This window comes from Rhizobium changzhiense (assembly GCF_013087625.1).
GTDB classification, from domain to species: Bacteria; Pseudomonadota; Alphaproteobacteria; order Rhizobiales; family Rhizobiaceae; genus Rhizobium; species Rhizobium sophorae.
Window position 1 is genome coordinate 24100 of record NZ_JABFCQ010000011.1, and the last position, 23777, is coordinate 47876.

Genomic DNA, 23777 nt, shown 5'->3' on the forward strand with positions numbered 1-23777 from the left:
ATAATCAAACCTTCAACTCTCGCTCGACCAACGCCACCCAATAGGCCGCCCCATATCCCAGCGCTTCATCGTTGAAATCATAGGCCGTGTTGTGATGCAGCGCCCCATCCACCGCCGGACCGTTGCCGAGCCAGACATAGCAGCCGGGCGCGTTTTGCGCGAAGAAGGCGAAATCGTCGCCTGCCGTCGACGGCGGAAAGCTTGTCTGCACCTTCCCGCCGAAGACTGAGCCAGCCGCTGCCAGCGCCCGTTCGGTCGCCTCCGCGTCATTGATGACAGGCGGAATCCGCCGCTCGAATACATAGTCCACGGCGATGCCGTACATGGCCGCAGTGCCATGCGCCAACCGCCCGATCTCGGTCTCCAGCTGGTCGCGCACATCGGGCGAATAGGCCCGCGCCGTCCCGCCGATCTCGACGATATCAGGAATGACGTTCAGCGCCTTCGAGTCGCCCGCCTGCAGGAAACAGGCGCTGACGACGGCCGGTTGCAGCGGATCGACCACCCGTCCGACGATCGTCTGCAGCGATGCCAGGAAGGTTCCGGCCGCCGTGATCGGATCGCGGCCGAGATGCGGCTTGGCGCCGTGCGTGCCGGTCCCACGGAAGGTCATGCGCCAGCTGTCGGAGGAGGCAAGCTGCGGCCCCTCGCCCACGGCGATCTCATCGACCGCAAGCCCAGGCATGTTATGCAGCCCATAAACGGCATCGCAGGGGAAAAGCTTGAACAGCCCCTCCTCGACCATGCGCCTTGCTCCGCCTCGCCCTTCCTCGGCCGGCTGGAAGATGAAATGCACCGTGCCGGAAAAACCCTGCGTCGCCGCTAGATGCCGCGCGGCGCCAAGCAGCATCGCCGTATGGCCGTCATGGCCGCAGGCATGCATCTTGCCAGGCACCGTCGATTTATAGGGCCGCTCCGCCATTTCAGGCATGGCGAGCGCATCCATGTCGGCGCGCAGCCCGATCCTGCGTGTGCCGTTGCCGAGCTGCAGCGTGCCGACCACGCCGGTGCCGCCGAGACCGCGATGCACCGTGATGCCGGCCTCTTCGAGAAGCCTCGCGACGATGCCGCCGGTGCGCTCCTCCTCGAAACCGAGTTCGGGGTGGGCGTGCAGGTCGCGGCGCAAGGCAGTAAGAAACGGCAGATCGTCTTTGATCCGGGCGGGAATGCTCATCGGGCAATGCTCCTGGGGCCTGGATAACCTGTCATGCGAAACGGGCGCCTAACCGGCGCCCGCGTCAGATTATCCTTGTTCATCAAACGGCCCACAAGTTCAACCCCCAGAACAGGATGATTTTAGGCCGGCCTAAAATCTGAATCCTGTTCTACATTATATAGTTAGAGCGTGATGTCGTCCGAAAACCGCTTACACTTTTCGGCATCACGCTCTAGCCCTCCTCGACGAACACCTCCTCGCGCTTCTTCTTGACGCTCGGCAGGAAGACGACGACCAGCACGGCGACCGCGATGGCCAGAAGAATGGCGCTGATCGGCCGTGTGACGAAGGTGGTGGGATCGCCACGCGACAGGATCATGGCGCGCCGGAGGTTCTCCTCGAGCAATGGCCCGAGCACGAAGCCGAGCAGAAGCGGCGCCGGCTCACAGCGAAGCTTCGCCAGCACATAGCCGATGAGCCCGAAGAAGGCGACGGCGTAGAGATCGTAGACGTTGGCGTTGACGCTGTAGACCCCGATCGAGCAGAAGGCCATGATGATGGGGAAGAGCACGTAGTAAGGCACGGTCAGGAGCTTTACCCAGAGCCCGATCAGCGGCAGGTTGAGGATGACCAGCATCAGGTTGCCGATCCACATGGAGGCGATGATACCCCAGAACAGCGCCGGCTGCTCGGTGGCGACGTTCGGACCGGGTACGATGCCCTGGATGATCATCGCCCCGACCATCAGCGCCATGACGGGATTGGCCGGAATGCCGAGCGTCAGCAGCGGAATGAACGAGGTCTGCGCGCCGGCATTGTTCGCCGATTCCGGTCCCGCAACGCCGGCGATCGCACCCTTGCCGAATTCCTCCGGCGTTTTCGACATCCGCTTTTCCACCGTGTAGGAGGCAAAAGCAGCGAGAATGGCGCCACCACCCGGCAGGATGCCGAGCGCCGAGCCGATCGCCGTACCGCGAATGACCGGCGCAATCATTTCCTTGAATTCCTGGCGGGACGGCAAAAGGCCGGTGACTTTGGCCATCAGCACCGTGCGTGTCGACTCGCCCTCGAGGTTGCGCAGGATTTCCGCCACCCCGAACACGCCGACGGCAAGCGCCACGAAGTTCAGCCCGTCAGCATATTCACGGATGCCGAGCGTAAAGCGTGGCGTGCCGGTGTAGATGTCGGTGCCGACGAGACCGAGCAGCAGCCCGAGCGCCACCATCGCCAGCGCCTTGACGACCGAGCCATGCGCGAGCGCGATCGAGGAGACGAGGCCGACGATCATCAGCGAGAAATATTCCGCCGAGCCGAATTGCAGCGCGATTGCCGTCAGCGGCGGTGCGAAGATCGCGACGAGGAAGGTCGAGACCGTGCCGGCAAAGAACGAACCCAGTGCCGCGATCGCAAGCGCTGCGCCGGCTCGGCCCTTGCGGGCCATCTGGTAGCCGTCGATCGCGGTCACGGCCGAGGAGGATTCGCCCGGCATGTTGATCAGGATCGCCGTCGTCGAGCCGCCGTACTGCGCGCCGTAATAGATGCCGGCGAGCATGATCAGTGAGGAAACCGGTTCAAGCTGGAAGGTGATCGGCAAGAGCATGGCGATCGTCGCCGTGGCGCCGATGCCGGGCAGCACGCCGATCAGCGTGCCGAGCAGCACGCCGATCAGGCAGAAGAGCAGGTTTTCCGGAGTGCCGGCTGTTGCAAAGCCGAGCGCGAGATTGCTGAAAAGATCCATCATCGTCTCCTAGAACCGGACCCAGGGGCCGAAGCGCTCGAACGGCAGGCCGAGCCCGTAGCTGAAGACCCCAACCGAAAAGATCGTCAGCAGCAACGACAGCACGATCGCGAAGAACACGTTCATCTTTCGCGATGCGAAGCAGGCGATGAAGGCGGTGAAAAACAGCGCTGGCGCAAATCCGAGCCCGCGCACCGTCAACCCGAAGAACACCGGCGCCGGCAGGATGAAGAACATGCCGCGCCAGGCAAACGGGTCGATCGGCTCGCCCTCGACCCGCAGCGCCTGAATGAAGATGATCGCTCCGAGAAGCACGAGCACGGCGGCAAGCACCAACGGAAAATAACCAGGCCCCATGCGCACTGACGTGCCGAGGTCGAGCCCCAGCGACTGGATGGCGAAGAAAGCACCGGTCGCGACGAAAAGCGCGCCGCAGATCGCATTGGTGGTATCGAAACTGATGGATTTCATGGTGTCTCCTGGGGAGATGGTTCGTGACGCACTGCTGCTGCGATTGCCCTCATTCGCCTGCCGGCACCTTCTCACCGCATGCGGGGAGAAGGAAAAATGCTGCTGCAAGCCCTTCGCCCCTTGCCGCCTTTGAGTGACGCAAGTCCCCTCTCCCCGTTCACGGGGAGAGGGTTAGGGTGAGGGGCTTATCCGGCATGTCCTGACGAGGATAATCCTCAGTCGGCATATTCGCCAGCGGCCTCGATCACCGTTTTCCAGCGGGCAATCTCGCTTTCGAGCTTGGCCTTCAACGCAGCCGGCGTCGCATCGGCGTCGGAGGATGGCGCCGTGCCGAGTTCGGCAAAGCGGGCGCCGACATTCGGATCCTTCAGCGCCACCTGCAGCGACTTCGACAGACGTTCGTTGATCTCGGCCGGCGTGCCCTTCGGCGTATAGATGCCGTGCCAGATACCGACCTCGAAGCCCGGCAGACCGGCTTCGACGGCCGTCGGAATGTCCTTCATCACGTCGAGGCGCTTGGGCGAGGTCACGGCATAGGCCTTGATCGTGCCGCCCTGGATCTGCTTCGTCGTGTTGGTCGTCTGGTCGCACATGACGTCGACCTGACCGCCGAGCAGATCGGTCATGGCAGGGCCGGTCCCCTTATAGGGAACGGTCGTGAGCGGCGTCTGGATGGCGCTCATGAACATCATGCCGCAGAGATGCGAGGCCGCACCGATGCCGGCATTGGCAACCGTCACCTTGTCCTTGTTAGCCTTGATATAATCGATCAGCCCCTTGAGGTCGGCCGGCTCCATGTCCTTACGGGCAACGATCGTCATCGGCACGTCGGTGACGAGGCCGACATAGTCGAAGGCGCCGAGCGTGTCGTAGGCGAGCTTGCGGTAGAGCGTCGCGCTGGTCGCCATGCCGATATGGTGCAGCAGGATGGTGTAACCGTCGGGATCGGCATTCGCCACGCGGCCGGCGCCGAGCGTGCCGCCCGCTCCGCCGACATTTTCGACGACGATCTGCTGGCCGAGATCCTTCGACATGGATTCGGCGACGAGGCGCGCGACGGTATCGGTCGGGCCGCCGGCCGCAAAGGGCACGACCATCGTAATGGTGCGCTCGGGATAGGTCTGCGCCGAAGCGGCGCCGGCGAGAAGAGAGACCGCGGCAGCCGCGGTCAGGCCGAGCATGGCCTTCAGAATTTTCATCGTTTCCTCCCTGATGAAATAAGCGAGCCCGCCGACACATCCTCCGCGCCGGTTCGGATCACCTATTTGCCGCCTGGAAAAATCGACCCGCAATCATTGCAGCCGCTTTCGAAAGACGATTTTACGACAGTGCGATGCAGCATGGGTCGATTTGGAAACAAACGGCTCCGGCGATGGGTGGAAATCCACCCACCGCACCGCGAGATTGCGCCGCCGCCAGCTCCGGGGCTAGCCTTCGGTCGTCAGCATCCGCTTGTCGAGACCGTATTTCTGCATCTTTTCGTAGAGGGTCTTCCGGGAAATGCCGAGCGACTCATAGACCGGCCTGAGGCTGCCGCCATGCGCCACCAGCGCGCTGGCAATGACCCCGCGTTCGAATTCGGCGACACGCTCCGCAAGCCCGGTCGCCTCCTCGGCTTGCCGACCGCCATTGTCGAGACCGAGGACCAGACGGTCGGCAGCGTTCCTCAGCTCACGCACATTGCCGGGCCAGTCGCGCTGAGCAATGTCGGAAATCACGTCTGGCGGCACGGCCATCTCGTCGCGGCCGTAGCGGGCCGCCGCTTCCCGCACCAGTTGCAGGAAAAGCAGCGGAACATCCGCCCGCCGCTGCGACAAAGACGGCACGTGCAGCGTCGCGACGTTCAGCCGATAGAAGAGGTCGGCGCGGAAGCGCCCCGCCGCCACCTCCGCCTCCAGATCGACCTTGCTTGTCGCGATGAAGCGCACGTCGAGTGCCACCACCTCGTTCGATCCGAGCCTGGAGATCACCCGCTCCTGCAGCACCCGCAGGAACTTCGCCTGCAGGTCGAAGGGCATGGAGCCGATCTCGTCGAGCAGGATCGTGCCGCCGCGCCCGTGTTCGAATTTTCCATAACGCGGCCTCACCGCGCCCGGAAAGGCCCCCACCTCATGGCCGAAGAGCTCGCTCTCGATCAAGTTCGCCGGCAGTGCGGCACAATTGATCGCGATGAACGGCCGGCTCGCCCGGGCGCTGATGTCGTGGAGCGCCCGCGCCACCACCTCCTTGCCGGCCCCGGTCTCGCCCACGATAAGCGTATCGGCATCGCTCGCCCCGATCGCCCGGATGCGGTAGCGCAAATCCACCATCACCTGCGTGCGCCCCGGCAACCGCGCCTCGATATCGTCGCGCTTGCCGGCCACCGCTTTCAGCAGCCGGTTTTCGAGCACGAGGCCGCGCCGCTCCATCGCCCGGCGGATGACGCCGGCAAGCATCTCCGGCGTGAACGGCTTCTCGATGAAATCATAGGCGCCTTCGCGCATCGCCTTCACCGCAAGCTGCACGTCGCCGTGGCCGGTGACGAGAATGACCGGCACCTCGGGGTCGAGCTCGCGGATCTTCTGCATCAGCGTCATGCCGTCCATGCCGGGCATGCGGATATCGCTGACGACGACACCGGGAAAACTGTAGCCGATCAACTCCAGCACGTGGTCGCCGTTCGAAAAGGTCTCGACGCTGAAGCCGGAGAGCTCCAATGCCTGCGCCGTCGAGCGGCGCAATTCCTCCTCGTCGTCGACCAGCAGGATCTTCGCATCGTTCATTCCGCTGCCTCCGGCATCAGCCCTGCCGCCGATTGCAGCTCGATGCGGAACACCGCGCCCCCTTCGGGATGATTGGCAGCAGTAAGGCTGCCGCCGAAATCCTTGATGATGTTGTAGGAGATCGAAAGCCCGAGACCGAGCCCCTTGCCGACGCCCTTCGTCGTGAAGAAGGGATCGAAGATACGCTGGGCGATCGCCGCCGGCACACCCGGCCCATGGTCCCGCACCGTCAGCACCACTTTGCCGGCCTCCTCGAAGGCCGAAACCTCGATACGCCTGTCGTCCAGCCCTTCCACCGCATCGGCCGCATTCGAGATCACGTTCACCAGCACCTGCTGCAGACGCACCGAACCGGCGCGCACGACTGGCGGACGCGGTCCCAGATCGAGCAGGAGTTCGGCATCCGCCGCCTTCAGCCGCCAGGCTATGATCTCGAGCGTATCGCGCATCGCCTCGTCGAGGGAAACGGGACCGAGCTTCTCGTTCGGCTTGCGGGCGAAGTTGCGCAGGTGCCGGCTGATCGCGGCCATGCGGTCGATGAGCCCACCGATACGCCGGATATTGTCCCGCGCCTCCTCCGTCCGCCCACGCTCGATGAGAACGGAGGCGCTGTCCGTATAGGTCTTGGCGGCGGCGAGCGGCTGGTTGAACTCGTGCGAAAGGGCAGCCGACATCTGCCCCAGCCCGGCAAGCTTGCCCGCCTGGATCAGATCGGCCTGTGTTTGTCTAAGCTGTTGCTCGGTCAGCCGCCGTTCGGCGATTTCTTCTTCGATGCGGCTGTTGACGCGGGCAAGATCGGCCGTGCGCTCCTCGACGCGCCGCTCCAGCTCGTTGCGGGCTTCGGCTTGCATCTGCATGCGCTCGGCAAGCCGCGCCCGCCTCTGACGCAGAACCGCAACCGCGAGCCCGGCGATGCAGAGAAAGAGAAAGACTGCCGCAAGCGCCGTGCGTGCCTGGGCACGGATGGAACTCGTCTCCATCAGCACGTTCACCGTCCAGTCCTCGGCCGGCATGTAATGCGAAAGCACCAGATATTCGCTCGAACCGCGCTCGCCGGCCAGCGTCATCAGCTCATGCTGCTCGAAATGGTGACGCGTCACCGGCAGCGCCGCCAGCCTGGCATTGGCATAACGCCGCGACGCCTCGGTGCGGGCGACGCGATCGGCCGTCAGCGGCAGGATCGCGCCATAGAGCCATTCCGGGCTACCGGACATAAAGATGATACCCTCCGGATCGGAGACGAAAATCTTGTATTCGCCGCCGCCCCAGGAGGATTCGATCATGTCGATATCGACCTTGAAGACGATGACGCCGCGAATATCCGTGCCCGTCCGGATCGGTGCGGCAAAATAATAGCCGCGCTTCAGCGAGGTGGTGCCGAGCGCGTAAAATCGTGCCTGCCGGCCTTCGATCGCATCCTGGAAATAGGGCCTGTAGCTGAAATTCTGTCCGACGAAGCTTGCTGGCCCATCGTAATTGCTGGCCGCGATCGTCTCTCCGTCTGGCTTGACCACATAGATATCGGAGGATTTCAGCAGCCCGTTGATCTCCTTGAGATAGAGATTGGCCGCATCGCGCAGCGCCGCATCTTCAGGCGCGCTCACCAGTTCCTTGATGTCGTCATGATCGGCGATCAGCGCCGGCAGCGCCTCGTAGCGGTTGAGATGGCCGCTGAGTGCCGAAACGGCAAGGCGTAGCGCCGTTCCTGCCTGCGCCGAGGCTTCCTCCATATAGGCGCGCGTCGCAATCGCGCTCCCATAGGTGAAGAAGGCGAAAATGATGAGCGGCACGACGAGCAACGCCGCTATCGCACGATATCTCGAAGACAGATCCAGCTCCTCCCTTTCTGCCTCCGCTCCCCAGCGAGGCATACCCGACGGCGCCAAGTCTAGCGCATAACCCCGAAAATCGGAATCGATTTTCGGAAAGGATTATGCGCAGATTCAAAATGATAGAGCGTCCTTAGCGCTATTGAGGCCGGCCGCGATTTCCAAGGGGCTGCTGAAACTTGACACCCGGTAGGGGCGGATGTCCTATTGCTGCATCGCAAGGAGATCCCGCCTATGAGCGACGACCAGACGCCCGCCGACAGCAAGCTCACCACATCCAAGCGTCGCTGGGCGGCAGAGGGCAAGTTCCTGACCGGCCGTATCAGCCGTCCGGAAGCCGAGCGCCTGCCGCCCGGCCAGCACCTTGTCAAGAACTGGCCGGTACTCGACCTCGGCCAGCAGCCTGTCATCTCGACCGAGACCTGGCGGCTCGAGCTGCGCGGCCTCGTCGAAACGACGCGCACCCTTACCTGGGCCGACTTCCAGGCGATCGAACAGAGCACAAGCGTCAGCGATATCCACTGCGTCACCACCTGGTCGCGCTACGACAACAAATGGAAGGGCGTTTCGACGCGCGATCTGCTCGACCTCGCCATGCCGAAGCCGGAAGCAGCTTACGTCATGCTGACGAGCTACGACGGCTATACCACGAACCTGCCGCTCTCCGATTTCGCCGCCGAGGATGCAATCCTCGCCACCGCCTGGGAAGGCCTGCCGCTGACGGCGGAGCACGGCGGCCCGATGCGTCTCGTCGTACCGCATCGCTATTTCTGGAAAAGCGCCAAATGGCTGCGCCGCATAGAGCTGATGCCTGCTGACCAGGCGGGCTTCTGGGAAAAGAACGGCTACCACATCTATGGCGATCCGTGGCGCGAGCAACGCTATTCCGACGATTGAGCTTTCGGCCGCGTGAAACGGCGAAGCGCAAACACGCTAAGGCCGAACAAAGAGGCGAGCCCCGTCAGCGATGCCATGCTGGCGGCATGAAACGGGATTCCGCTCCAGCGCGGCTCGACGATATCGGCCGTGTTGAAGGCTGCGCCGCTGAACCGGCAACTGATCAGCGCAAGCCCGCGCCGCGCCATGTCGGCGTCGACCGCGGAAATGATTTCACCCGCCGCAGCGGCCTCCCGCGGCATCTCGCGCATCGAAAGCAAGACCGCCTTGGTCGCGGCGAGATAGGCATGGGCGCATTCGTTGAACGGGCTCTCCTCGTCCGTCACGCTGCCCGGCACCCGGCCCCACAGACAGTAGGCGTACTGGATTTCAGCATAGTTCAACACACGACGGAACGGCTCGTTTGTCTCGACGGCGCGGGATGCAAGATCGATGATCCGACCGCGATAGTCAGACATGACAGCCATCTCGCCATGGGAGATTTGCGGGATATTCAGCCCGGCATAGCTGCCGCCGCCGCCGCGGCTATGGGCAAAAGCGCTTCCGGCGACCACACAAAAAAACGCGGCGGCAGAAAACGCCGCCAGCAGCAATGGTCTGGCTCTGTCGTTTTTCATAATCGCCCGAAAAGTTTAGGGCGCCGGCAAAGCGGTGCCCTTCGATGCGTTCAGTGAAATGCCGTTGCCGGTCGGCCGCGTTGCCCGCCCTTAACGGCAAGCCGCTTTTCCGCCAGCGCCCCGAAGACGAGGCCGAGCGTTGCCCAGAGGATCGCATGCATGCCGAGCGAGGTCGTGCGGAAGCCCCAGAGCACCATCGCCGAAAAGTTCTCCGGCACCTCGTTGATCGGCGGCAGCAGAGAGAGCACGAGACCGATGAAGACGAGATAGGCGATGCCGGCGATGATCGCGCCGTTCCAGGGACCGAAGCGCTCGGAGAGACGACGTGACAGCGCCACCGCGGCGATGAGTGCGGCAAGCGAAACGACGATCATCAGGAAGAATAGTTCGGTCCTGACGCCGATCGTGTCGGGATTGCCGACCGCCGGCGGAGTGGCGGGATATTTGATGCTGGGAACAAGCACGACCGCCACGAAGGCGGCAATGGCGATGGCGGCCGAGGTGCCGCGCGCCGAAAGGCGGCTGAAGCGACCGTGCACGAAGGCGAAAGCGAGCGCGAAGAGCCCGCCGACGGCGACGCTGTAGGCCATGACGCCGGTGAAAAGGCCGAGACCGGCCTGCGTGGCGCGGCTGACAATTTCAGGTTCGGCAGCTTCGCCGGCCGCCTGGGCGCTCGCCTCCTCGAAGGCGATCGCCGCATCGACCAGCGGCTCGCCGAAGGTATGGGCGAAAGCAAAAACGAGGATGCCGGCAATCAGGCCCGCGAGCATGCCGCGAAGCAGAAGGTTTCCAACCATGTCAGGAACTCCGATCGCGAAGCGCGCTTTAGTGGCAGGGAAAGCCGAGGAGATGGCGGCCGTCATGCACGAATTCGTGCACATACATGCCGTTGAACAGCGCCATCGCGCCTTCCTCGGTACCGACGAAATAGAGGACGATCAGCATCAGCAGGCCGCCGAAGATCGCCCAGGGCAGGATCTCTCCTACAGGGATCGGCGCCGGTACAGCAACGGGCGCGAAAGTGGTGTCAGACATGTATTCCTCCGGGAATGACGCGTTCAGTCGAAAGAGTGCTTGTGCAGTAGGGTCTGACTTCCAGCGCGAAGAGTTTCGACACGCTGGTCACAGTGGCGCGACCGCGCCGGACTTACACCGGCTTCCAAACCCGCAACAGCACGGTTATATCTGCACGCCGAAGAGACTGTCAACGAAACTTCACAAGCCGGCGAAGGACGCTGTCGCTGCATTCCGGGAGACAAGAACGACCGTGAACACGCGCCTCACCTGGATCTGCCATGGCGCGACGGCAGCAAGCCGCAAGGCCCTGTTCCCGCTCGACGAACCGCTGGAGGACAAGGCAGTGGAGGAAGCCGGCAGGATGATCGCCCCGCCCCGCGCCGACCGTATTGCCACGAGCCCCGCCTTGCGCGCCCGCCAGACTGCTGACGCGCTCCGCCTCGAAGCCCGGGTAGATCAGGCGCTTTGCGACTGCGACCATGGCCGCTGGGCCGGCAGGTCGATCGCGGCGATCGGAACCGAAGAGCCGGAGAACCTCATGGGCTGGATGAGCGATCCGGAAGCGGCTCCGCATGGCGGCGAGAGCCTTCTTGATCTGCGCAAGCGCATCGCCGGCTGGATGGATGGCCAGACCGTCCTCGGCGGCCACATCATTGCAATCAGCCATGCGGCCGTCATCCGGGCAGCGATCGTCCATGTGCTGCAGGCGCCGCTCTCCTCCTTCTGGCTGAGCGACGTCGAGCCGCTTTCCGTCATCCGCATGACCAGCAACGGACAGCGCTGGTCTCTGCGCTTCCAGCATTAGAGACTGCTGATCTTATCCAGCTTTGCACAAGCAAATCGCGTCATCTCTGTTGAACCCGGCTTTGCGGGGACTACTTCCTTGTCCCAAGGAGATGGAAGAATGACATATGATTGGAGTGGCGAGCGCACGCGACGCCTGCGTTTCATGCGTGTCGCCACAGTCACGGTTCTGGTCGGTCTCATCGTCAGCGTCCCGCTGCTGATCGTCACCGCCTGAAGCACGAGAAAGGGCGAGCGATGCAATAGCACGCTCGCCTTCGTTTTTTCCCGCATCAGCCGGTCTCCCAACCAAGAATCGCGCTGCCAACGACGCCCTGGTTCCCCACAAGCCCTGTCGGGTCTCTCTGCGGCACAGCAACAGGCTGCCGCCTCCGATAATTCGCCTTCTGGTTTCAACAAACATTTCAGACTTTCGTGATAATTCGGCGAAGGGTGGAGATGGAGAAGGCATAATGCCGGTGTTTTTCCAAAGCAGGGCCGGACGGCAATGCGTGTCGATTGTCGGATTTGGGGTAACCCTCTGGCTCCTCGGCACGCTGTTACAGCTCGACGACAGCCTGGTCGCCTTCATGACCGGTTTCGGCGAGTACGGCGCCGACAAGCTCGTTCTGGCCCTCGGCATAGCCGGCGCCATGAGCTTCATCTATTCGGTGCTGCGCATCGCCGACCTGCGTAAAGAAATGGAACTGCGCGCCGCCGCCCAGGCAAAGGCCGATTGGACCGCAACCCACGACCATCTGACCAAGCTGCCGAACCGATACGCCTTCGAGCGTAAGATCCTCTCACGGCCGATCAAGGACGATGAGGCCGAGATCGAGGAGTGGGACCGCAACGTCACCATCTTCTCCGTCGACCTCGACGGCTTCAAGAAGGTCAACGATCTCGTCGGCCACAAGGGCGGCGATGTCCTGCTGATCGAGGTTGCCAGACGCATCTGCGCGCTCGGCAATGCCGATTGCGTCTATCGCTTCGGCGGCGACGAATTCATCATCGTCGCCTTCGCCCTGACCGCGCAGCGCGAGGAGCGTTTTGCCAAGCTGCTGATCCAGGCCGTCACCCGGCCGATCCATATCGATGGCTTTGCCGTCGAAGTCGGCGCCAGCGTCGGCTATGACCGCTGGGCCGAGGGGGCCGAGCCGCTGGAAGATGCCGCCCACCGTGCCGACCTCGCCATGTACGAGGCGAAATCACGCGGGCCCAACCACTATTTCGTCTTCGAAGCTTCGATGCAGGACAAGGTAACGGAGCGTGCCGCGCTGGAAACCAGGCTGCGCGTCGCAATCTCCAACAAGGCGATCAAGCCCTTCTATCAGCCGCTGATCGACCTGAAGACCGGCCAGCTCTGCGGCTTCGAGGCCTTAGCGCGTTGGATCGGTGACGACGGCGTCAACATTCCGCCGCCGGTCTTCATCGATATCGCCGAGGAAACCGGCATGATCACCGCATTGTTCGAGGACCTTCTCACCCAGGCCTGTAGCGACGCCCTCACCTGGCCGGAGCATGTGATGTTGTCCTTCAACGTCTCGCCGGTGCAGATGGAAGACAGATTATTGACGTCGCGCATTCTCAAGGTCCTTTCGGCAAGCCGGCTGCCGCCGCAGCGCCTGGAAGTGGAGATCACCGAAAACGCGCTGATCCAGGATCCCACCATTGCCGCGCTTATTCTCGATGAGCTGCATGCCGCCGGCATCCAGATCGCCCTCGACGATTTCGGCACGGGCTATTCGAGCCTCGCACAGCTCGCCCGCTACCGTTTCGACAAGATCAAGATCGACAAAAGCTTCATCGCCACCTATCGAGACGACGAGCGCCAGGAGAAGATCGTCCGCGCCATGCTCGGCCTCGGCAGGAGCCTCAACATCAAGACGACGGCCGAAGGTATCGAGGAGCACGGCCAGCTTGCCTTCCTGCTGCAGCTTGGCTGCGACATCGGCCAGGGCTATCTCTTCGGCAAGGCCATGCCCGCCGCCGAGGCGGGCATCTTTATCAGCGATCGCAATGCCAGTCTGGCCTCCACGGCCTGACGGTATGCTCTAACCTTTTGTTTTGACGCCGGGAATTTTCTCTAAAAAACCTGGCGCATGATCACAAACAGCACGAAGGCGATCGCAATCGAGGCCGGCAGCGTCAGCACCCAGGCCATCAGCATGTTGCGCACGGTCGACCATTGCAGGCCGGAGCCGTTCGCCGCCATGGTGCCGGCAACGCCTGATGACAGCACATGGGTGGTCGAGACCGGCAGGCCGAGATGGTCGGCCGAAGCGATGGTGACCATCGCCACGACTTCGGCTGCCGCGCCCTGACCATAGGTCAGATGCGTCTTGCCGATCTTTTCGCCGACAGTGACGACGATGCGCTTCCAGCCCACCATCGTGCCTAGGCCGAGCGCGATCGCGACCGCCACCTTCACCCAGAGCGGGATGAATTTCGTCGCGTTGTCGACGGCCTTGTGGTAGTTCGTCACCGCGCTGAGGTCACCGGCATCCATCGGCAGCAGCTTCTGCTTGTCGATCAGCTTCAGCGCCTCGCCGATCAGGTAGATGTCGTTGCGGACGTTGCCAACGAGATTGGTCGGCACTGCTTCGAGCGTCGGGAAGCCGGCGACCTCAGCGCTGGTCTGGTGGATATATTGCTGCAGAGCCAGCGTCGTCGCATCCGTCCAGGTCTTGTTCTTGACGGCGTTGCTGACCTCGACCTTGTAGTCCGCAACCGTCACGCCAGGCTTCACATATTTGCCGAGCGCGGTTTCCACCTGAGCCGATGCCGACTTGTAGGCTTCGAGATAGTTGACATCGGGCGTGCGGTTCAGCGCGAAAGCCGTCGGCACCAGGCCAATCAGGATAAGCATGATGAGGCCCATGCCCTTCTGGCCGTCGTTGGAGCCGTGGGCGAAGCTGACGCCGGTGCAGGTGAAAATCAGGATGGCGCGGATCCAGAGCGGCGGCGGCCGGTTGCCCTTCGGCTCTGCATAGAGAGCCTTGTTGCGCACCAGAAGCTTCATGACCAGCAGAAGAATAGCCGACAGGCCGAAGCCGATCAGCGGAGAGATCAAAAGCGAGAGACCGATATTGGTCGCCTGCGACCAGTCGACGCCGCTGGTCGCGGTACCTGCCGGTGCCAGGAACTGGTTGGCGAGGCCGACGCCGATGATCGAGCCGACCAGCGTGTGCGAACTCGACGACGGCAGGCCGAGATACCAGGTGCCGAGGTTCCAGACGATCGCGGCAATCAGCAGCGCGAAGACCATGGCAAGGCCGGAGCCGGAACCGACCTGCAGGATCAGTTCCACCGGCAGTAGCGCCAGAATACCGAAGGCGACGGCGCCGCTCGAGGTCAGCACGCCGAGGAAGTTGAAGAAGCCGGACCAGATGACGGCGAATTCCGCCGGCATGGAACGGGTGTAGATCACGGTGGCGACGGCATTGGCCGTATCATGAAAACCGTTGACGAACTCGAAGCCGAGCGCGATGAGCAGCGCAAGGCCTAGGAGAATCCAGGGAACGGCAACTGCAGTTGTCAGGTCGCGGGCGAGTGCATAGGCGACATATCCAAGGCCGCAAACCAGAACGAGCGCGAACAGCGGCAAGAACCATTTGCCGGCCGAATTCGAACTGTGTAGCGGGTGGGACTCGTCGCTATGAACCTGGCTGGGGGCAATATCGGCCATGTCATAGTTCCTTGTTCCGTTTTGCAAATTTGCCTTTTGTTAATAATTCTGCAGCGTGAACCTCTCATGACGCCTTACCCGGCCCACCCGTAAGGTACTGACATCGGCCAATATTCACTGTCACATGCCTCCATCCCGGCACGTTCATGCAGGATGCCGTGGCACGATCCCGCCAGCACAAGAGGATAGGCCGGGCAGCGACAAAATGCGGGAATGGCGATGAGATACCTTTCCGTCCAAGGCCCCGGCACTAAGTTCGGCCATCGTCACCTCAACACGGAGTCTGAGAGGACATGTCATCGACCGACCTCCTGCTGACCTTCAACGCCGGCTCCTCCACGATCAAGATCGGCATCTTCGCGATAGACGGCTCCGAGGCGCAGCGCATCGGCAAGGGCGTCATCGATTTCCGCGCCGAACCGCTGTCACTCGGCCTGACAAAAGGGCAGCAGATAGTCGAGATGCCGTTGAAGGCCGAGGTGACGGAAGACCTGCACGACGTCATCGATGAGACTTTTGCGCGTCTTGCCGATCACTTCGACATGACAGCGACGCGTGCTGCCGGCCACCGTGTCGTCCATGGCGGCGGCCGCTTCACCAGGCCGATCGCCCTCGACGCCGCCGCAATCGATGCCGTCGATGCGCTGACCCCGCTTGCGCCCCTGCACCAGCCGCAGGCGCTGCGTTTCATCCGCGCCCTCCGGCATCTGAAACCGCATCTTCCCCAGACGGCCTCCTTCGACACGGCTTTTCACGCCACGCAGGACGATCTCCTTCGCCGCTTCGCCATCCCCCGCGCGCTGCATGACGAGGGCATCAAGCGCTACGGTTTCCACGGCCTCTCCTATAAATTCATCGCCGGAGAACTTCGCCGCAAGGCGCCACGTGCGGCAAAGGTGGTTGTCGCCCATCTCGGCAGCGGCGCCAGCCTCTGTGCGCTGGATGACGGCGTCAGCCGCGATTGCAGCATGGGCTTTTCGACGCTCGACGGCATCCCGATGGCGACGCGCCCCGGCTGGCTCGATCCCGGCATCGTCCTGCATCTGGCCGGTCAGAAGAAACAATCCTTCGAAGAGATCGAGGACCTGGTCTATCACCGTTGCGGCCTGCTCGGCGTCTCCGGCATCAGCGCCGATACGCGCGATCTGTTGAAGGACGGACGCCCGGAGGCGCGCCAGGCAATCGACCTCTTCACGCTGCGCATTGCCGGCGAAATCGGCCGCATGGCGGCAACGCTGAATGGCCTTGACGCCATCGTCTTCACCGCCGGCATCGGCGAGCATCAGCCGGAGATCCGCGCAGGCGTGGCCAAGCGGCTGTCCTGGCTTGGCCTTGCGATCGACGAAAAGACCAATGCCGCCAATAGTTTCACCATCAGCACCGGGGAAAGCCGCATCGCCGCCCATGTCATCGCCACCGATGAGGAGCAGATCATCGCCGAGGAGGCACTGTCCGTTCTTGGCGGTGGCTGATCCAGATCAACAGCTTGCCGGCGTCAGCCGGTAGAATTGACGTTGAAGACGTTTTCGAACGGGAGAAACCCATGGAAAAGCATGTCTCGACCGCCGCCCTGACCGACACCGAACTCACGCTCATCGACCGCTACTGGCGCGCTGCTAACTATCTCTCGGTCGGCCAGATCTATCTGCTTGCCAATCCGCTGCTGCGTGAGCCGCTGAAAGCCGAGCACATCAAGCCCCGCCTGCTCGGCCACTGGGGCACGACGCCCGGCCTCAACTTTATCTATGCGCATCTGAACCGCCTGATCCGCGCCCGCGACCTCGACATCATCTATATGTGCGGCCCCGGCCATGGCGGACCGGGCATGGTCGCCAACACCTACCTCGAAGGCATCTACAGCGAGATCTATCCCGATATCTCCGAGGATACGGAGGGCATGCGCAAGCTCTTTCGGCAATTCTCCTTCCCCGGCGGCATTCCGAGCCACGCAGCACCCGAGACACCGGGCTCGATCCACGAGGGCGGCGAACTCGGTTACGCCCTCGTCCATGCCTATGGCGCCGCCTTCGACAATCCCAATCTGATCGTTGCCTGCGTCGTCGGCGACGGCGAGGCCGAAACCGGGCCGCTGGCTGCGAGCTGGCATTCCAACAAGTTTCTGAACCCTGCCCGCGATGGCGCCGTGCTGCCGATCCTGCATCTGAACGGCTACAAGATCGCCAATCCGACCATTCTTGGCCGCGCCAGTCACGAGGATTTGCAGAGCCTCTTTGAAGGCTATGGCTACGAGCCCTTCTTCGTCGAGGGTCACGAGCCGCGCGACATGCACCAGCAGATGGCAGCAACCTTCGACAGGGTCTTCGACCGCATTCGCGAAATCCAGGAAGAAGCCCGCAATGGCAAGGCGCCCGATATCTGCCCGCGCTGGCCGATGATCGTGCTGCGCAGCCCGAAGGGCTGGACGGGCCCGAAGGAGGTCGACGGCAAGAAGGTCGAAGGCTTCTGGCGCGCCCACCAGGTGCCAGTCTCCAATTGCCGCGAGAATGAAGGGCATCGCAAGATCCTCGAGGACTGGATGCGGGGCTATGATCCCGAGGACCTGTTCAGTGCCGACGGCCGGCTGAAACCCGAGTTGCGCGCACTCGCCCCTGTCGGCGAACGCCGCATGGGCGCCAATCCGCATGCCAATGGCGGCTTGCTGCGTAAGGAGCTCGACGTTCCGGATATTCGCGACTATGCGGTCGATATCGGCAAGCGCGGCAGCGCCATGGTGCAATCGACGGAGATCCTCGGCCATTATCTGCGCGACACGATGAAGCGCAACGCCGATGCCGCCAATTTCCGTATCTTCGGCCCCGACGAGACCGAATCGAACCGCCTCGGCAGCGTCTTCGAAGTCACCGACCGTGTCTGGATGGAGCGTATCGAACCCTACGACGTCCACTTGTCCCGGGATGGACGTGTCATGGAGGTGCTGAGCGAACATCTCTGCCAGGGCTGGCTGGAAGGCTATCTGCTGACCGGCCGGCACGGCCTGTTCTCCTGCTACGAGGCCTTCATCCACATCATCGATTCCATGTTCAACCAGCACGCCAAATGGCTGAAGGTGACGCGCGAACTCGCATGGAGAAAGCCGATCTCGTCGCTGAACTATCTACTGACCTCGCATGTCTGGCGTCAGGACCACAACGGCTTCAGCCACCAGGATCCCGGTTTCGTCGACCTCGTCGCCAATAAGAAGGCCGATATCGTCCGCATCTACCTGCCTCCGGACGCCAACACCCTGCTTTGGGTCGGCGACCATTGCCTGCGCACCTATGACCGCATCAATGTCATCGTCGCCGGCAAGCAACCGGAGCCGCAATGGCTATCGATGGACGAGGCTGTGAAACATTGCGAGGCCGGCATCGGCATCTGGCACTGGGCGAGCAACGAGGACGACACCATCCTGCCTGATCTCGTCATGGCCTGCGCCGGCGACGTGCCGACCATGGAGACGCTTGCAGCGGTCGATCTTCTGCGTAAAGCCATTCCCGAGCTGAAGATCCGCACCCTCAACGTCGTCGATCTCCTGGCACTGCAATCCAGGGATCAGCATCCGCACGGCCTGACCGACGAGGCATTCGATGCGATCTTCACCGCCGATAAGCCTGTCATTTTCGCCTATCACGGCTATCCCTATCTCATTCACCGCCTGACCTATAAACGCACCAACCACCGCAACATCCACGTCCGCGGCTTCATTGAGGAAGGCACGACGACGACACCCTTCGACATGACCGTCCTCAACGAACTCGACCGCTTCCACCTCGCCATCGAAGCGATCGAGCGTGTGCCGGGCCTGAAGGAAAAAGCAGGCGAAGCGCTCGCCGCCTTCCGCGGCAAGCTTGCCGAGCATCACGACTACGTCCGTGAATATGGCGAGGATATGCCGGAGGTGCGAGACTGGACGTGGCCGGAGGTGTGAATCGAAAGCCAAACGGAATCGCACGGAACTGGTCGGCGGAGATCATCCGACAGAAGCGATCGTCAAGCAAAGTCTAAAGTTGGTGAAAACCATCGGCGCGCTGTTCCTGGAAGGCCGCATCCTAGGCTATGTGTCTCGGGCAAGCTTCAAGGCCGTCGACCGAGGAAACGACATGAAAAGTTTCGCTGCCACGCTTACCGCAGCCCGGCTGGAAAAGGCGCTCGCCTTCTACCTGACGCCCGAAGCCCAGCGCGATGGCTCAGACGATACCGTCAAGCCAGCTGAGCAACGAGACGCATACGAGACCCGCACCGGCGAACGCGCCCGCAACACGGAAGAGGGTGTCGAAGCCTGGTAAGGCCGTTGCACCGGGCAACCCCTGCGCCCGGCCTATACACCTTCAAGTCGAACCTTCTCCTTCATGCGCCAGACCCGCGGCGTTTCTCCGGTGTACTTGACGAAGAAGCGCGAGAAATAGGCGGGATCGGCAAAGCCGAGGCGAAATCCGATCTCCTGTACGCTGCCCATCGTAAAGACCAACTGGCGCTTCGCCTCCTCGATCAGTTTGCCGGCGATTAGCTCATGCGGGGTGTTTCCGGTCATCGTCCGGACGATACGGGTGAGATGCGTCGATGAAACGCCAAGCTCCCTTGCATAGAAGGAAGCCGGCTTGTGCGATCGAAAATGCTGCTGAATGAGTTCGGTCAGAATGTCCATCCGCCGCGCGTTCTCGTTTGGCGCAAGATCGTGCGCATTTCCCTCACGCGAAATTCTTGCCGTCAGCCGTAGCACCAAAGCGACATAGACGCCCAACATCTCGTTGCGGCCGCTGCGACGATTTGCGAATTCGTCGCCCAGCCGCCGCAACGTCTGCATCACATAGAAAGCCTCGGCATCATCGGGATCGAGCGGCGTCAGATGCGGCGCCGCCAGCCATTCGCCGAGCTGGCTTCGGTCGCCGGGCGCATGGCTGAGATGGGATTTCAACAGGGTGATCACCAAGCCGTCAATATCGCGTGAAAAACGAAAGCCGTGATTGAGACCGGGCGGCACAATGATGATGGCCGGCGGACGGATGGCGTGGCTTTTTTCGCCGAAGATCGCATCGCCCGAACCGCCTTCGATGTACAATATCTGAAAGAAACTCTCGTGACGGTGCGGGCGAATCTCCCATTGATGCAAGCTGCTGCGGGAGCGAATTGTTTCGCAATGCAACCAAAAATCGGGCTTTCGCCCGGTATTCTCGCCGTAGAGTTCGTAGGTAGGGATATGTCTGCTCATGGGGCTCCTCCCGCACCAATGTTCGATTAGTGCAATTTTTCGGCCGGAATGTCCATTGCTGCGGCAGGGACGACACGGCAGAATCTGGCAAAACGCAAAATTGCAGGGAGGCAGCAGTTGCGAACGCAGGTCGCTATCATCGGTTCTGGACCATCCGGCCTGCTGCTCGGCCAGCTCCTGACCGAAGCTGGCATCGGCAATGTCATTCTCGATCGTGTGAACAAGGATTACATCCTCGGCCGGGTTCGCGCCGGCGTTCTGGAGGGAGGCACCGTCGGGTTGCTGGATCAGGCAAAAGCCGGGACGCGGCTGCACACCGAAGGCCTGCCGCATGACGGTTTCTCATTGGCCTTCGACGGACGCGACCATCGCATCGACCTCCACGACTTGACCGGCGGCAGGCGCGTGACGGTTTATGGACAGACCGAAGTGACGCGCGATCTCATGGAGCGGCGTGAAGCGAGCGGCTCCCTGTCGATCTACGATGCCGTCGATGTCGCGCCGCGTGACTTCGAAGGCCATTCTCCCTTCGTCACCTTTGTGAAAGACGCTGTTGCCAAGCGCATCGATTGCGACTTCATCGCCGGCTGCGACGGGTTTCACGGCGCCAGCCGCAAGGCCGTCCCGGAACGGGCGATCAGGAGTTTCGAGAAGGTCTATCCCTTCGGCTGGCTGGGGGTGCTTGCCGATGTGGCGCCCGTCAGCCATGAACTGATCTACGCCAACCATCCAAGGGGCTTTGCGCTCTGTTCGATGCGCTCGGCGACCCGCAGCCGCTACTACATCCAATGCGCGCTCGACGAGAAGATCGAGGACTGGAGCGACGATCGCTTCTGGGACGAGTTGAGACGGCGGCTGCCGGCGCATCATGCCGAGGCATTGGCGACCGCGCCGTCCTTCGAGAAATCGATCGCTCCGTTGCGCTCCTTCGTCACTGAACCGATGCGTTTCGGCCGGCTTTTCCTGGTCGGCGACGCCGCCCATATCGTCCCGCCGACCGGCGCCAAGGGATTGAACCTTGCCGCCAGCGACGTCCACTACCTTTTCTCCGGGCTGATCGAGCATTACCGCGAAGGCTCGAATAGTGGCATCGACGCCTATTCGCAGAAGGCGCTCGCACGCGTGTGGAAAGCCGTGCGTTTTTCCTGGTGGATGACGACGATGATGCATCGTTTTCCGGATACCGGGGATTTTGACCAGAAGATCCAGGAGGCGGAGCTCGACTATCTCACCCATTCCCGCGCCGCCTCGACGGCGCTTGCGGAGAACTATGTGGGACTGCCATTCTGATAGGAGTGTCTGAGGCCGGCATGAACCAGAATTCGACCGTAGAACCGGCGGCCGATAGTTCCGATCCTCGACATACAATCATAATTGCACAGTTATGGATTACGGTATTTATTTCATTTTACATCACCATTTCGCATGACAGGTTAGCGCTAATTTCTAGCGGCTAGCGAATACGGCGCTGGAGTGCGCCCAAAAGGGAGAGAGAGAATGAAGAAACTATTTCTGGCCGCCATTGCGGCAGTCGTCATGGGCACGAGCGCCTATGCCGACACCATCAAAGTCGGGGTCATCGGACCGTTCTCCGGCCCGTTCGCGCTCCAAGGCAAGAACTTCAAGGCCGGCATCGACGCCTATATGGCGGTCAACGGCAACAAGGTCGGCAACGATACGGTCGAGATCGTCTATCGCGACGTGCCGCAGGCCGATCCCGCCCAATCCAAGGCGCTGGCGCAGGAACTGATCGTCAAGGAGAAGGTCCAATATCTGGCCGGCTTCTACTTCACCCCCGATGCCATGGCAGTAACGCCGATCTTGAAGCAGGGCAACGTGCCGATGGTCATCATGAACGCCGCCACCTCGGCGATCGTGACCAAGAGCCCGCTCGTCGTTCGTACCTCGTTTACCACCTGGCAGACCTCGACGCCGATCGCCAAGGTCGCCTTCGACGCCGACGTCAAGAAGGTGATTTCCGTCGTCAGCGATTACGGCCCCGGCATCGACGCCGAGAACGCCTTCAAGGCCGGCTTCGAAAAGGCCGGCGGCCAGGTGGTCGAGGCGATCCGCATGCCGCTTGCGACCAACGATTTCAGCCCGATCATGCAGCGCATCAAGGATTCCGGCGCTGAGGGCGTGTTCGCCTTCCTGCCCTCCGGCCCGACGACGCTCGGCTTCGTCAAGGCTTACAACGACAATGGCCTGAAGGCTGCCGGCATCAAGTTCTTCGCGCCAGGTGACCTGACCCAGGAATCCGATCTGCCGGCGCTCGGCGATGCTGCCCTCGGCATCCAGACGACCTTCCACTACGCCGTGTCGCACGATTCTCCGGAGAACAAGGCTTTCGTCGAGGCGGCGACCAAAGCGATCGGCAACAAGGCCGAACTCTCCTTCCCTTCAGTCAGCGCCTATGACGGCATGTATGTCATCTACAAGATGATCGAGGCGACGGGCGGCAAACAGGATGCTGAAAAGGCTGTCGATGCGGTCAAGGGCCTTGCCTGGACGAGCCCGCGCGGCCCGGTTTCGATCGATCCGGAAAGCCGTCACATCACGCAGAACATCTATCTGCGCGAAGTGACGAAAGCCGATGACGGGACCTACATCAACAAGGAGGTCCAGACTTTCGAGAAGCAGGGCGATCCGGGCCTGGCGGCCGTCAAGTAACATCGAGCGTCAAGGCAGACGACGGACTTGGCCTGCGATCAGGCCGAGCCCGTCGCTTGGAAGCAAGGTATTTCCATGCAGACAGTCTTCAGCATAGCCGTCGACGCCCTTGCCTATGGCATGGTGCTGTTCGTGATCTCGATCGGCCTTTCGGTGACCATGGGGCTGATGCGTGTCGTCAACCTCGCCCATGGCGCCTTCGCAATGATCGGCGGCTATATCGCCTCCTATGTCGCACGTGATCTTGGCCTCGGTTATGCCGCGGCGGTCGTTGCCGCCGTTGCCATCACGATCATCGTCGCCATTCCGATCGAGCGTTTTCTCTACCGCCGGATCTATGGCGCGCCGGAACTGACCCAGGTGCTGATGACCATCGGCATCACCTTCTGCGTCATCGGCATCGCCAATTATGTCATGGGGCCGACGCTGAAGACCATTCCGCTTGCCGGCGCGCTGCAGGGATCGGCCGATCTCGGCTTCCGCACCATTCCCGTTCACCGGCTTTTCGTCATCCTCTGCGGCCTCGTCGTGGCACTCGCCCTCTGGTTTGCGATCGACAGGACGAGCTTCGGCATCAAGCTGCGCGCCTCCGTCGATGATGCGGCAATGGCTGCGGCACTCGGTGTGCGCACCGAGATCATCTATGCCGTGAGCTTTGCCGTTGCCGTCGGGCTTGCCGCCTTCGGTGGCGTGGTCGGCGCCGAACTCCTGCCAGTCGAGCCTTATTACGCACTACGCTACATGGTCACCTTCCTAGTCGTCGTCTCCGTCGGCGGCGCGGGTTCCATTCCGGGTGCGCTCATTGCCTGCCTGCTGCTTGGCGCGATCGATACGACAGGGCGATATATGATGCCGGAATTCGGCGAATTCTTCTTCTATCTCGCCGTGATCGCAATCATCTGCGTCTTCCCGCGCGGCCTTGCCGGAAGGGCGAAATGAG

The 23777-nt window shown here is 62.1% G+C and carries 20 protein-coding genes; 9 read left to right on the top strand and 11 right to left on the bottom strand.

Annotation, left to right across the window (positions count from 1 at the left end; genetic code table 11):
- Positions 1-4 precede the first annotated feature (4 nt).
- From G9X68_RS31055 to G9X68_RS31080, 6 genes are all read right to left on the bottom strand, one after another.
- Positions 5-1174, bottom strand: a complete 1170-nt coding sequence (locus G9X68_RS31055; protein ID WP_171605643.1) for a M20 aminoacylase family protein — start codon at positions 1172-1174, stop codon at positions 5-7.
- A gap of 214 nt (positions 1175-1388) precedes the next feature.
- The gene (locus tag G9X68_RS31060; RefSeq protein WP_171605644.1) at positions 1389-2894 is read right to left on the bottom strand and encodes a tripartite tricarboxylate transporter permease; all 1506 of its coding nucleotides are present in this window, start codon (positions 2892-2894) and stop codon (positions 1389-1391) included.
- Between the two features lie 9 nt (positions 2895-2903).
- Positions 2904-3365 carry a tripartite tricarboxylate transporter TctB family protein gene (locus G9X68_RS31065; protein WP_171605645.1) on the bottom strand — a complete coding sequence of 154 codons (462 nt, stop codon included), beginning with the start codon at positions 3363-3365 and terminating at the stop codon, positions 2904-2906.
- 215 nt (positions 3366-3580) lie between these two features.
- Entirely contained in the window at positions 3581-4564 is a 984-nt protein-coding gene (locus tag G9X68_RS31070) for a tripartite tricarboxylate transporter substrate-binding protein (protein ID WP_168308443.1), read from the bottom strand.
- A 228-nt stretch (positions 4565-4792) separates the two neighbouring features.
- On the bottom strand, positions 4793-6127 hold the full coding sequence (locus tag G9X68_RS31075) for a sigma-54-dependent transcriptional regulator (protein WP_171605646.1): 1335 nt from the start codon (positions 6125-6127) through the stop codon (positions 4793-4795).
- Positions 6124-7998, bottom strand: coding sequence for a sensor histidine kinase (locus G9X68_RS31080; protein WP_280526526.1), 1875 nt, complete (start codon positions 7996-7998; stop codon positions 6124-6126). Before G9X68_RS31080 ends, G9X68_RS31075 begins: the two co-directional genes overlap by 4 nt.
- A 192-nt stretch (positions 7999-8190) precedes the next feature.
- On the opposite strand from G9X68_RS31080, the gene G9X68_RS31085 reads away from it, so the two are divergent.
- A complete protein-coding gene (locus G9X68_RS31085; RefSeq protein WP_171605648.1) occupies positions 8191-8853 on the top strand; it encodes a sulfite oxidase-like oxidoreductase in 663 nt (220 codons plus the stop codon).
- Here the strand turns inward: G9X68_RS31085 and G9X68_RS31090 are convergent.
- From G9X68_RS31090 to G9X68_RS31100, 3 genes are read right to left on the bottom strand one after another with little or no spacing between them, the layout of a single operon-like run.
- Positions 8838-9470 carry a hypothetical protein gene (locus G9X68_RS31090; protein WP_171605649.1) on the bottom strand — a complete coding sequence of 211 codons (633 nt, stop codon included), beginning with the start codon at positions 9468-9470 and terminating at the stop codon, positions 8838-8840. The genes G9X68_RS31085 and G9X68_RS31090 overlap by 16 nt on opposite strands.
- A 50-nt stretch (positions 9471-9520) precedes the next feature.
- Positions 9521-10267, bottom strand: coding sequence for a CbtA family protein (locus tag G9X68_RS31095; RefSeq protein WP_171605650.1), 747 nt, complete (start codon positions 10265-10267; stop codon positions 9521-9523).
- Between the two features lie 28 nt (positions 10268-10295).
- Positions 10296-10505 carry a CbtB domain-containing protein gene (locus G9X68_RS31100; protein ID WP_003542661.1) on the bottom strand — a complete coding sequence of 70 codons (210 nt, stop codon included), beginning with the start codon at positions 10503-10505 and terminating at the stop codon, positions 10296-10298.
- A 232-nt stretch (positions 10506-10737) separates the two neighbouring features.
- On the opposite strand from G9X68_RS31100, the gene G9X68_RS31105 reads away from it, so the two are divergent.
- The gene (locus G9X68_RS31105; RefSeq protein WP_171605651.1) at positions 10738-11292 is read left to right on the top strand and encodes a histidine phosphatase family protein; all 555 of its coding nucleotides are present in this window, start codon (positions 10738-10740) and stop codon (positions 11290-11292) included.
- A 451-nt stretch (positions 11293-11743) separates the two neighbouring features.
- Positions 11744-13315: a putative bifunctional diguanylate cyclase/phosphodiesterase gene (locus G9X68_RS31110; RefSeq protein ID WP_171605652.1), complete on the top strand. Its 1572-nt coding sequence runs from the start codon at positions 11744-11746 to the stop codon at positions 13313-13315.
- Between the two features lie 41 nt (positions 13316-13356).
- Here G9X68_RS31110 and G9X68_RS31115 read toward each other — a convergent pair whose 3' ends face one another.
- Positions 13357-14958 (bottom strand): inorganic phosphate transporter, encoded by a 1602-nt coding sequence (locus tag G9X68_RS31115; protein WP_171605653.1) that lies wholly within the window; start codon positions 14956-14958, stop codon positions 13357-13359.
- Between the two features lie 293 nt (positions 14959-15251).
- On the opposite strand from G9X68_RS31115, the gene G9X68_RS31120 reads away from it, so the two are divergent.
- The 3 genes from G9X68_RS31120 to G9X68_RS31130 all read left to right on the top strand — a co-directional run bounded on the left by G9X68_RS31120 (position 15252) and on the right by G9X68_RS31130 (position 19244).
- Complete coding sequence (locus G9X68_RS31120; RefSeq protein WP_171605654.1) at positions 15252-16430, top strand: acetate/propionate family kinase; 1179 nt, start codon at positions 15252-15254, stop codon at positions 16428-16430.
- 71 nt (positions 16431-16501) lie between these two features.
- Complete coding sequence (locus G9X68_RS31125) at positions 16502-18886, top strand: phosphoketolase family protein (protein ID WP_171605655.1); 2385 nt, start codon at positions 16502-16504, stop codon at positions 18884-18886.
- A gap of 79 nt (positions 18887-18965) precedes the next feature.
- Entirely contained in the window at positions 18966-19244 is a 279-nt protein-coding gene (locus G9X68_RS31130; protein ID WP_171605656.1) for a hypothetical protein, read from the top strand.
- A 32-nt stretch (positions 19245-19276) separates the two neighbouring features.
- Here G9X68_RS31130 and G9X68_RS31135 read toward each other — a convergent pair whose 3' ends face one another.
- Positions 19277-20167 carry a helix-turn-helix domain-containing protein gene (locus tag G9X68_RS31135; protein ID WP_171605657.1) on the bottom strand — a complete coding sequence of 297 codons (891 nt, stop codon included), beginning with the start codon at positions 20165-20167 and terminating at the stop codon, positions 19277-19279.
- 117 nt (positions 20168-20284) lie between these two features.
- Here G9X68_RS31135 and pobA point away from each other — a divergent pair, with 117 nt between their 5' ends.
- The 3 genes from pobA to G9X68_RS31150 all read left to right on the top strand — a co-directional run bounded on the left by pobA (position 20285) and on the right by G9X68_RS31150 (position 23776).
- A complete protein-coding gene (pobA, locus tag G9X68_RS31140) occupies positions 20285-21457 on the top strand; it encodes a 4-hydroxybenzoate 3-monooxygenase (protein WP_171605658.1) in 1173 nt (390 codons plus the stop codon).
- Positions 21458-21664: 207 nt separating this feature from the next.
- Complete coding sequence (locus G9X68_RS31145; RefSeq protein WP_171605659.1) at positions 21665-22837, top strand: ABC transporter substrate-binding protein; 1173 nt, start codon at positions 21665-21667, stop codon at positions 22835-22837.
- Positions 22838-22912: 75 nt separating this feature from the next.
- Positions 22913-23776: a branched-chain amino acid ABC transporter permease gene (locus G9X68_RS31150; protein ID WP_171605660.1), complete on the top strand. Its 864-nt coding sequence runs from the start codon at positions 22913-22915 to the stop codon at positions 23774-23776.
- Position 23777: the final 1 nt, after the last annotated feature.